The 10,494-nt window shown below is 70.3% G+C and carries 9 protein-coding genes and 1 pseudogene; 5 read left to right on the forward strand and 5 right to left on the reverse strand.

Features of this window, described 5'->3' with window-relative positions; translation table 11 throughout:
* From ACWD0Y_RS34605 to ACWD0Y_RS34615, 3 genes and pseudogenes are all read left to right on the forward strand, one after another.
* A pseudogene (locus ACWD0Y_RS34605) lies at positions 1 to 86 on the forward strand (IS5/IS1182 family transposase); the annotation flags it as partial.
* Between the two features lie 28 nt (positions 87 to 114).
* Positions 115 to 1,617, forward strand: coding sequence for a helicase associated domain-containing protein (locus ACWD0Y_RS34610; protein ID WP_450264229.1), 1,503 nt, complete (start codon positions 115 to 117; stop codon positions 1,615 to 1,617).
* A gap of 282 nt (positions 1,618 to 1,899) precedes the next feature.
* Positions 1,900 to 2,082 (forward strand): hypothetical protein, encoded by a 183-nt coding sequence (locus tag ACWD0Y_RS34615; protein WP_450264230.1) that lies wholly within the window; start codon positions 1,900 to 1,902, stop codon positions 2,080 to 2,082.
* Positions 2,083 to 2,363: 281 nt separating this feature from the next.
* On the opposite strand, the gene ACWD0Y_RS34620 is transcribed toward ACWD0Y_RS34615, so the two are convergent.
* Together ACWD0Y_RS34620 and ACWD0Y_RS34625 are read right to left on the reverse strand one after the other, a co-directional pair.
* The gene (locus ACWD0Y_RS34620) at positions 2,364 to 2,753 is read right to left on the reverse strand and encodes a hypothetical protein (protein WP_450264231.1); all 390 of its coding nucleotides are present in this window, start codon (positions 2,751 to 2,753) and stop codon (positions 2,364 to 2,366) included.
* Between the two features lie 263 nt (positions 2,754 to 3,016).
* Positions 3,017 to 3,274 (reverse strand): hypothetical protein, encoded by a 258-nt coding sequence (locus tag ACWD0Y_RS34625; protein ID WP_450264237.1) that lies wholly within the window; start codon positions 3,272 to 3,274, stop codon positions 3,017 to 3,019.
* A 768-nt stretch (positions 3,275 to 4,042) separates the two neighbouring features.
* Between ACWD0Y_RS34625 and ACWD0Y_RS34630 the strand changes: the two genes are divergently transcribed.
* Complete coding sequence (locus tag ACWD0Y_RS34630) at positions 4,043 to 4,225, forward strand: hypothetical protein (RefSeq protein WP_450264232.1); 183 nt, start codon at positions 4,043 to 4,045, stop codon at positions 4,223 to 4,225.
* A gap of 179 nt (positions 4,226 to 4,404) precedes the next feature.
* Here the strand turns inward: ACWD0Y_RS34630 and ACWD0Y_RS34635 are convergent, their stop codons facing one another.
* From ACWD0Y_RS34635 to ACWD0Y_RS34645, 3 genes are all read right to left on the reverse strand, one after another.
* Entirely contained in the window at positions 4,405 to 5,166 is a 762-nt protein-coding gene (locus tag ACWD0Y_RS34635) for a DJ-1/PfpI family protein (protein ID WP_450264233.1), read from the reverse strand.
* Complete coding sequence (locus ACWD0Y_RS34640; protein WP_450264236.1) at positions 5,163 to 6,149, reverse strand: GlxA family transcriptional regulator; 987 nt, start codon at positions 6,147 to 6,149, stop codon at positions 5,163 to 5,165. The genes ACWD0Y_RS34635 and ACWD0Y_RS34640 overlap by 4 nt, the downstream gene beginning before the upstream one ends.
* 1,037 nt (positions 6,150 to 7,186) lie before the next feature.
* A complete protein-coding gene (locus ACWD0Y_RS34645) occupies positions 7,187 to 7,378 on the reverse strand; it encodes a hypothetical protein (protein WP_450264234.1) in 192 nt (63 codons plus the stop codon).
* Positions 7,379 to 7,573: 195 nt separating this feature from the next.
* On the opposite strand from ACWD0Y_RS34645, the gene ACWD0Y_RS34650 reads away from it, so the two are divergent.
* Complete coding sequence (locus ACWD0Y_RS34650) at positions 7,574 to 9,973, forward strand: tetratricopeptide repeat protein (protein ID WP_450264235.1); 2,400 nt, start codon at positions 7,574 to 7,576, stop codon at positions 9,971 to 9,973.
* Positions 9,974 to 10,494 lie beyond the last annotated feature (521 nt).

A 10,494-nucleotide genomic window follows, 5' to 3' on the forward strand; every position in this document is an offset into this window, starting at 1 on the left:
GGCGCGTCTTCCGTAGAGCCCGCTGCAGCCCCAACCGCATGACGGTCATCGCCGCTGCCGTCCTCACCCTGGAGCGTCAACGCTGAAAACGCTCAATGGCTATACACCCAATGTGTGTCCTACCCCGGCTTGGCAGTGGAACAGCGCCGCCAGCTCGCGGCCGTCGGACTGACTGAGCAGACTGTCGCAACCGCCCGCCCCAACCCCGCCACCCACAGGCCGTCCCTGGAGACCGGCCTCTACTACGCCCGCTCCTACGCGGCACTGCACGGCGACCTCAATGCATCGCCCTCCGACCGGCACGAGGGCTTCCCCGTCGGAAGCTGGCTGGCCCGCCAGCGGCACCAGGCCAGCCTTCACACCGCCAAGTTCGCCGCGCCCTACCCGGCCGACCCGCTGCTGGCCGCCATCGACCCATGGTGGAACCCACCGTGGAACGGGGACTGGCAGATCAACCACCGCGCCGCCCGCAAACTCGTAGAGAACGGAATCAAACTCCTCCCTGCACAAGGCTTCCCCGGCACCCCCGACTGGACTGGGCAGTGGCTCTACACCCAGTGCGTCGCCTACCAGAACCTCCACCCGGGGCAGCAACACAGGCTCGCGCAATTCGGCATCACCACCGCGAACTCCTGCACCGCACGGCCCCGTCGCGTCACCCAGCAAGCATCATTCGACACCGGCCTTGCACACGCCCGCTCCTACGCCGCCCGACACGGACACCTTGCCGTGCCCAGAAGCGCGAACCACCACGGCTACCAGCTGGGGACATGGCTCGCCCACCAACGCAAACGGGCCGCCAACGGCCGACTCCCCCACCGTCGCGCCGAGGCCCTCGACGTCCTTGACTCATGGTGGAACCCATCCTGGGGCCTACCATGGCAAATCACCTACCATGCCGTCAGAAACGAGAGCCACGGCCACGCTCTGAACGCGGCCGCAGGTTTCCCCGGACTCCCTCCAGCCGCCATCAGATGGCTGCTCACCCAGTGCATCAACTATGACGACCTCCACCCGGGCCAGCAGGAACTCCTGACCGACCTCGGCATAACACCCCAGGACGCACACGCCGCCCGCCCCCAGCAGGAAACACGCACGCGCCGCAGAACCGGCGCCAGCCGGTCGCGCCCCACAACCGTCTCGTCATCCATCGACGGCGGCCTGCCCTACGCCCGCTCCTACGCACACACTCACGGCGGACTCGGCACCGCCCACTACACCACCGAACACGACGGATTCCCCCTGGGCTGGTGGCTGTACGAGCAGCGCAAACGAGCCGTCGCCCACCTACGCCGCACCGGCCGGCCCTGGCCCCACGACACACAGCTCACCGCACTCGACCCGTGGTGGAACCCACCCTGGCGGGCCTCCTGGAACCACAGCTATCACCAAGCCCACACCCACCACACCGCCGGCCACGCCTTCCCCGACACCACCACCAAATGGATCCGCACCCAGCAACGCGCCTGGAACCAGCTCCACCCCCACCAACAACACCTCCTGACCACCCTCGGCATCCACGAACCCACACCCCTGATCAGCTACAACAGCCGCCCAACGAAACTGACCGGCCAACCAATAGAACTGACCAACGAACCTACGGCCACCCCGAAGTAGGAAACCCACAGCTCACAGACCCCGCCCAGCCCCAGCCCGCAAGCAACGTCAAGCCCCTCGCCAACACAGAGCACGCCGCCAGCCCCAACCAGCCAACTGATCAGACCAGCTCAACACCCCGGACACCGATCAGATTGAACGAGCCACGACAGCCGGGCTTGCCCGGGCAGACCGGGCTGGCCGCGTCGCCGACGCCGCCTACACCGCCCTTGCCGCCGGTGCCGCCGAGTGTGGCGCCGCCGCCGGTGCCGCCGGCACCGCCGTTGCCAAGGGGGCTTTGGAATGCATGTTCTGCCCTCACCGGGCCAGTGCCGGGCCATCGAGGAGATCGTGAGAGCCGTCCGGGAGGGACACGACCACCGGATCGGGGTGCTGCTGGAGGAGTTCACCGAGGACGCCGGCCTTCCCTCCCTCCTCGCCCTGCGCCAGGCTCTCGAGATCAGCCGACAGCTCCCGCACGAGTAGGGCGGGGGCGGGAGTACAGAAGCCGGGTTGTGGCGTACCGGCCCCTGCAGGAGGGGGCCGGTACGCCGCGTGGCACGTACCCGGCCCGCTGCCCGTATGCGGTTGCGTGCCTCATGGGGACATCGGGTGGCGCCAGGCCCGCACCACGCTGCTCGAGGCCGTCACACGCCACCACCACGCTCACCTGCTCGCCGCCATCGTCGAGCTCGGCGGTGAGCTGGAGCTCCCAGCTACCCGTAACGGGCGCTTCAGGGGCGCGGTCATCCCAGAAGGCTGCGCGGTCAGCGCCGGCCGCCGCCGATGCGGCGGTCGTCGGCCAGTCCGGTCAGCGGGCCGAACTCGCGGGCAAGCTGGTTCCACGTCAGAACCTCGCCACAGCGGGCCGGGAACTCCTTCGGGTTGAACTCGGGCATGGTCCAGGTGCCAGTGCCCCGGTCCCGCAGCCACAGGTCCCCCTCACCGTCGACCACAGTCGGCGGGACCGGTACGGGCTCGGCCTGATCGGTGGGCTCCCAGGTGACCCGGCCCGGGTGGGAAACGCGGCGCAGCTCGGTGGTGGCCAGCCGCGCGGCCAAGTCACGGGTGGACTCTTCGGCGTCCTTGACCGACGCGAGTCGGAATGCATCGTCAAGTACGGGCAGGGCTGGATTCTTGCTGCGCTTTGAACTCATACGCTGACTACCTCCGGTGGGGGGCGTCACATCCGTTATGGCACCCCGTAGAGGAACACGGTATCCGAGGCGGGAGCCGGGCCGGCTACGACCACTGTCCAGGTGGAGGCGCTGGCACACCGGGCGGTGGGGCTAGGTGGTGAGCTGGTCCTGGACGTGGCGCAACCCGTGGTGGTAGCGCTCAGATATGGCGGTCCGGGTCTGAGAAGGTGAGGCCGCCGGGGGCGAGCGGACGTCGGGCCGGGGCGGGTGCGGGCTCGGGCTCACCGGGCGGCTGGCGGAAGTCGGCGCCCTGCTCGACCGGCATCAGCCGGCGCCCACCCGCCTGGGCGGGTATTCGCCTCCAAGTGCCGCATCACCGCGGTGAGCATCGCCGTGCGCCTGGGCTCCGCCGCCCGCTCCAGCAGCGCCGCCTTCGACCCCAGCACGTACCGGGCCAGCACCGCCATCCGGTTCCTACCGACCGGCAACCAACTGACCTGGCCGGTCACCAAAAACGTCAGCGCCAGATCGGCATCCATGTCACCACCCGAACCACTCACAACAACCCACTGAACAGCAAAGACTCCGCACCTACGCACTGACCTCACAATGCCGAACCACCACCGACAAAAACCCGCAGATCATCATCCTGGTCCACGCCGTCACCGCGCCGCGCACCAGCTGGTGCGTCATGCGCGCCCCGGCGACCGAGACGCAGGCGCCGGCGCCCGTACGCGATCCGGACTGGGTCGCCAACCGCTCTCGTGGGGAGCACGAGTAGACGGAAGGTCTCCGACTCCCTTACTGGCAATCGACCCGCTAGAGGACTTCGACAGTGCAAGGCCCGGGCCAGGTGTCCGGGCCTTCGTCGTGCCCCGGAATCTTTCCTCCCGGCCGCTGCTGTCCGGGTCCCGGCTTCCGGCCCTACGGGGTGAAGGAGCCGTGCCCGCCAGGACGAGACGCAAGCACCTGAGTCCTGTCACTGTCCCGCCCGCCATGTCGAACTCATACCGGAAGCAGTACCGATGACCACCCGCCAGGCATCCGGGGCAACACCCGCGCCGATCGCCGCTACGCTGAACACGCCCACCCTGGGTCGGGCCGAAGCCCCACAGGAACGCTCTCCAGAGAGCCGCAGCAGGACCGCCGACCGCGAGGCGCGCGCCACCCCCGTGCGGACGACACCACCACAGGTGTCCGCCGTCTCTGTTCCTCCGCCTCGTAGGAGACTCCCGATGTCTCGGGACCCGCACCCGCACTCCCCCATACCCGCCCGACCCGAACCGCCCGGCCCGGCCAGCGCAAGGGTGCCATCGGAGACCCCGCTGCTGTCGGTGCACGCCGCCGTGGTGTTCCTGGCGGCCGCGGTCATCGGCCTCGTCATGGGCGGCCTCATGTTCCTCCACGACAAGTCCGTGCCCGCGGCCGTCGCGACGAGCCTGGTGGCCGCTGGAGGCAGCATTCCCGTGCTGCACAAGCTGATCGGCTGACTGGTTTTGCAGGTTGGAGCTGACAACATTTGTCGACGGTTTCCGGCAGCACTTAGCGATCACTCAGGTCGAAAATGTCGATGAGAAGTGACAACACCGGAGGCCGTAACCGATCCAGGCTGCGGGCCTGCGGGCGGTGAAGCGGGCGGTGCCTGTCCGCTCAGCGGCTCCGGCTTCGGCTACACCTGCGAGGCGGCCAGCAACTGCAGTGCTTTTTCCTTCAGTTGGGGACTGGCGACGGCGGCGTTGCCGGAGTCGAAGGGGGGCTGGGGGTCGTATTCGACGGCGAGTTGGATCGCCTTGGCCGTGCCGTCGTCTGTGATGAGGGAGGCGAGATACAGGGCCATGTCCACTCCCGCCGACACCCCGGCCGCAGTGATGATCTTCCCTGAGCGTACGTAGCGCTGCGGCAGATAGGTCACGTCGAACGTGGACTGGAGGTATTCGGCGGAAGCCCAGTAGGTCGTCGCCCGCCTTCCGTCCAGCAGCCCGGCCGCGGCGAGGATGATGCTGCCGGTGCACACGGAGGTCGTCCATTGGCTGTGCCGGTGGATCTGGCGGATCCAGCGCAGGAGCGCCTCGTTGTTCATCGCCGCGACGGTGCCGCGGTTGCCCGCGCCCGGCACGAGGAGGACGTCGAGACGGTCCACCTCGTCGATGGACTGCTCAGCGACCACGGCCACGTCTGCCGTGTCTGTGCGGACCGCGCCACGCCGCTCGGCGATCATCGTCACGGTCGCGTCCGGCAGCCGGGACAGCACCTCGGCCGGACCGGTCGGGTCCAGCAGGCTGTAGCCGTCGTACAGCAGGATTCCGATGTTCGGTCCCGCGCCGCCCCGCGGAACGGCGTGCGCCCCGGTCGGGGCCGCAGCCGTGGCGGCGAGCGCGGCCGTGGCCACGGTCCCCCGGAGTACGTTTCTGCGTGTTGTCGAATGCCTCATGGCCCGGCAGTCTTCTGCCTCGGCGCGACGCGCGCAGCCGGCATGTCCGGCATCCTGCGAATCCTGTCCCCCGTGACCCCGTAGTGGTCCAGGAACGCCTGCCGCAGCGTCTCCGCCGACCCGAAACCGCAGCGACGGGCGACCGCCGCCATGGACAGTCCGCTGGACCGCGCCAGACGCGCCGCTGCTTCGGTACGCGCCACGCGTACGGCCTGTGCCGGAGTCGTACCGAGGTGCGCGGTGAACAGGCGTGTCAGGTGCCGAGGGCTGACTCCCGCCCGCGCTGCCAGGGTGGCGGGTGTGAGGTCCTCGGCCAGATGACCGGCGATATGGGACACCAGGTCCCGCACCAGCCGGTTCTCCGGCGGCGGAGCGGCCAGGAACATGGAGATCTGCGCCTGATCGGCTGGCCGGTGCAGGTGCGTGACGAGTTCTCGGGCGACGGCACGAGCCAGCGTCGGCCCGTGGTCGTCCTCGATCAGCGCCAGCGTCAGGTCGAGTGCGCTGGTGACCCCGGCCGAGGTGTAGACGTTGCCGTCGCGTATGTAGAGAGGAGCAACGTCCACGGCCACGGCGGGGTGACGCTCGGCAAGTTGTTTCCCCCACCCCCAATGAGTCGTTACCCGCCGGTGGTCCAGCAGTCCGGCGGCGGCGAGCACATAGGCGCCGGTACAGACAGAAGCCACCCGTCGACTGACTCCGGCCAGTCGGCGCACCTGGCCCAGTAGTGGCTCGTCCGACGCCGCGTCCTCACAGCCGATGCCGCCCACCACGAACAGGGTGTCCAACTGCCCCGCGACCGTCTCCAGCCCCTGCCCCGCTCCCATCAGGATCCCCGCCGAGCTACGGGCGACCCGACGGCCCAGGGTCCCCAGCTCGATGGAGTACGGCGGCTCGGCACCGTACCGGTTGGCGATGTCCAACGCGCCACTGGGACAGGCAATGTCGAGAATCTGCGCACCGTCGTAGGCGACGATCAGCACGCGCCGCTTGTTGTCCATGCCCTGATACCAGCACATCCCGCAACGCCACCTGCCGGCGCGGCAGCGACAGTCCAAGACCGTCGACGGCTTTCTGCAGGCGGGCCAGCGTGGCGCGGCCGGACACCGAAGTCCCTCCGCCTCGGCCTACGGCCTGCAGGACTGCGAAATGAAGCGCGCACCACCCGCGGCCGGCCTCTTGGGCGACCTGTGGTCGTCGGACCGGAGCATCTCGTCGACCAACGGCTTGCAGGCATCCAGGCGGGTCCCGCGCGGTCACGGTTTCTTCCGTACTCGCGCATCAAGGCCGGGTACAACAACCCTGCCCGGGCGTCACGGCGGATCGCCGCGTACAAGTCGACCTTGGACTTCGGTGGCGCCATCGCAGCCTCGTCCCGCGAAGCACATGCATGCTCCCACCGCAAGCCCCCGGGCGTTGCCAGAACTCAGAGACATCGTCCTCCGGCGAAACCGGGCGCTCCCCGCTCTGAGCAACAAGTGGTGTCAGCCCCCACGTACAAAACCAGCTGACCAACGGTGGGGCCGAGCGCACATGCTGCGCCCGGCCCCACCGCCTCCGTCAGGCGGCGTGGAACTGGTGGGCGGGGCCGCCACGCCACTCCACCCACTGCGGGTCGTCCAGGATGGCCTCGGGGTCGGCGACGCCGGCGCCTTCGAGGAACACGACCAGGTCGTGGTCGCTGTAGGCGGCGCCGAGGAACTCGTCTCGGCCGCCGCGTCACCGCTGGGAATGGGGGCCTACTGCGGCCCCGCCGCGACGACGCCCCGAGCTCGCAGCGTGCCTTCGGAGCCGACGCCCCTGTCCGCAACCTCTGGTAGAGCCGAATCAGCACGCGCTGGTGCGCATAGCAAATACGGACTGGCAGGGGGCCACGCAGGGGAAACCTGTCCGGCGGTGGCGCTCTCTTGGATGGCCGCCTGCGCCACGCGCCGCGGAGAGCCCCGCCGGGCCACGTTGGCCGGTTCCCCGTCTCCGGCAGAACGCGGCGCCCCCGCTGAACCCGCGTCACCCACGCCCACTACGGCCGTCCCCGCAGTGCACGGGCGATCTCGGCGACCGAGCGCAGAATGGCGGCGCGGTGCCGGGGCGGAGTATCGCGCAGGGCGTGGCGGACGATCACGAGGACTGTTGTCGCGGCCGTCGCGCAGATGAACAGCGTGGTGACGGCCTGCGTGGCCAGCAGGCCGACCAGGAGACGGGAAACGGTCATCACTGACTCCGGGAGAGACGCGGTGGAATGCGGACGCTCTCAGTGCGCCTGTCCACCGGGCTGTCCATCGACCCCCCGGCCGCAGTTGTACGGACGGTGTGGAGAACGGGCAGTTGGCGGGCCTAGGCTGGCGGCCACCCGGTGCGCCTTGCGATGGGCGCACCGAACCGTTGGTGAGGGGAGGCCGGGCGGCTGATGACCGATGACGGCAGCGTGGCCGCGCTCGAGGAAGCGTTCTCCGAGGAGCTCAGGCGCGTGGAGGAACTGCGCCGGCGGTTACCGGCGCCCGTGCGCCCCTCCCTGCGCGAACTCGCGGACCGTGCCCAGCGCTCTCACAACACCATCGACAACTGGCTGAGTGGCAGGACGTTTCCGGCGGACGTGGACACCCTGGCCGGCGTGATAGCCCTGATCGGACAGGCGGCTGCCCACAGTGGCGTCCGCGACGCCGCGACGCTGCTCGATCCCGGACGGTGGCGGGAGCTGCACGGCGCGATCAACCGGGCAAGGGTCCGGGAAGCCCAGCGGGCGCGGTCGGGCCGGCAGGCGGCTGCGGACCTGGCCACCGCCGAAGCCCAGGCCAGGTGTGCGTCTTTGACCGACCTGCCCCAGCGCCTCGGCCGATGGACGGCGGCCCGGCTGCGCGTTCACCCGTCCATCTCCGGCGTGGGCTCGCACACCCACGAGTTCGTGCTGCCGGCGTACATCGAGCGCTTCCACGACCAGAAGCTGCGTGCGGCGCTGCGTACGGCGGCCGAGGGCACCGAGGCGGTGCTCGTGGTGGTGCGCGGGAGCTCGTGCACGGGCAAGACCCGTGCCGCGTACGAAGCCGTCCGGCACGTCGGCAGCCTGGCGGAGTGGGACCTGGTGTTTCCCCGTACGGCATCAAGCGCTCTAGAGGTACTGGCGGCCCGCGCGCTCGCGCCACGTACTGTCTTGTGGCTCGACGACGTACACCAGCTGCTGGCCGGGCGTGACGGAGAAACACTCGCGGCCGGCATGCTCTCCCGGCTGGATCAGCCCGGCCCCGTGATCGTCGTAGCCACCCTTTGGGACGCCGCCTTCACCGACCTGACCACGCCCCCGCAAGACCACACCGCCGGCGGCGCCGACCCGCACTGCCACGCCCGTGCACTGCTGGATCGTGCCACCGCCGTGGTGCGCGTCCCGCCCGCCTTCGATGCCCGGGACCTGCGGGCGCTGGACAGTCTCGATGAGGACCCCGCACTGACGGCCGCCCTGCACGCGTCTCGGGACGGCAAGATCACCCAGACCCTCGCCGCCGGCCTTCAGCTCGCGGACCGCTACGAATGCGCCCAGGAGCCGCCCGCCTGCTACGCGCGCGCCCTGGTCAGTGCCGCCATGGACGCCTGCCGGCTGGGATGGGACGCACCCCTGCCGGACGGCTTCCTGCGCGACGCGGCCTCCGGATACCTCACGGACGAGCAGCGCACCGAGGCGGGCCCCGGCTGGTTCACGTCCGCTCTCGCCGACGCCCGTGCCCGGGTGCAGCGTGTTGCTGCGGCGCTGGAGCCCGTACCCCGGCACGACGGGATGGGGGCACGGCCGGGCGTCTCGCGTCTGGCCGACTACCTCGACGCCCACGGCCGCACCGTCCGGGAACACGCCGTCCCTCCCCAGTCGTTCTGGGACGCCGCGGCCGCTCACGCCGAGGGCGCGGGCCTCCTGGCGCGGCTCAGCCGGGAGGCCGAGGCAAGGAATCTGGGCGACGACGCCGAGCGCCTGGCCGAGCTGGCCACAGCCGCCGGTGACCACGATGTTCACACCATGCTGGCCGAAATGCGGGAGCGGACCGGGGACCGGCAGGGCGCCGATCGCATGGCCCGGCTGGCAGCCGACGGCGGAGACCCGCGCGGCTGCGCCGCGTTGGCGTGGCTGCGGGAACGGGCCGGGGACCAAGAGGGCGCCGAGCGGATGGCGCGGCTGGCGGCTGGCGCCGGAGACACAGACGCTCTGCGCAGCCTCATGGAGAAACGGGAGGAGGCCGGGGACCGGCAGGGCGCTGAACGTCTGGCCCGCCTGGCCGCCGAAGCGCGCGACCCGGGCGCCCTTCGCAGGCTGGCGCGGGAACGTGAGCGGACCGGGGAAACCGCGAGCGCCGAGCGCCTTTACGGACTCGCGGCCGGCGCGGGGGACAAGCGCTCCTGCAACGCCCTGGTCAAAATGCTGGAGCGGTCAGGGGACGGCCACGGCGCGGAGGAGACGGCCCGACTGGCCGCCGACGCCGGAAACCCGCGTTGCTACACCACGCTGGCGTGGATACGGGAACGGGCCGGGGACCAAGAGGGCGCCGAGCGCCTGGCCCGGCTGGCCGCCGCAGCCGGGGACCGGCACGCCCTGCGGGAACTGGCCGACCTGTGGGAGCGCACCGGGGACCGGCACGGCGCCGAGCGCCTGGCGCGGCTGGCCGCCGACACGGGGAACACGGACGCGCTGAACAGCCTCACCGAGAAACGAGAGCGGGCCGGTGACCGCCGGGGCGCGGAGCGCCTGGCCCGCCTGGCCGCCGAAGCCGGGGACCCGGACGCCCCACGCAGGCTGCATCGGCGACGGCAGCGAAGCGGCGAAGGCTAGGACTTCTCCGTCCAGGGTTTCTCCAGTGGTCCTGTACGGAGCCGGACCACCGGCTCACTGGGCCGGACCCTCGCGACCGGACGGTGTCATTCGCCCTGCCCGGGCATGGAGCGCGGTACCGCATGCCGCAGAGGACGGTAGAACGCACCGATGACGGCCGCGACTGCGATCTCTCGCTTTCGTGCCACTGCACGACCTGCGGATCTCTCACCAGATGGCAGTGAACAGGCACCGTTCTCTCACCTTCCTGTCATTGAGCACGAACAGCAGAACCTCACCCTGACCTGCGCCCGCATCCATCGCCGAGCGGAGCCGCCACTGTCACTCATCCCACCGACACGAAACCGAGAGATCGCACCGCCCGGTCGGAGTTCACCAGGTGCTGGGCGAGGCCGAGCAGGCTGCGGTGCGCCAGGCGGTGCTCGATCACCGGCCGTGTGACGTGGGCCTGGTCGGCCAGTTGTGGACGCGTCGTTTGGTTGGTGACCTGATCGCGAAGCTCTACCGGCTGCGGCTGACCG

The sequence above is a fragment of the Streptomyces altiplanensis genome, assembly GCF_053591575.1.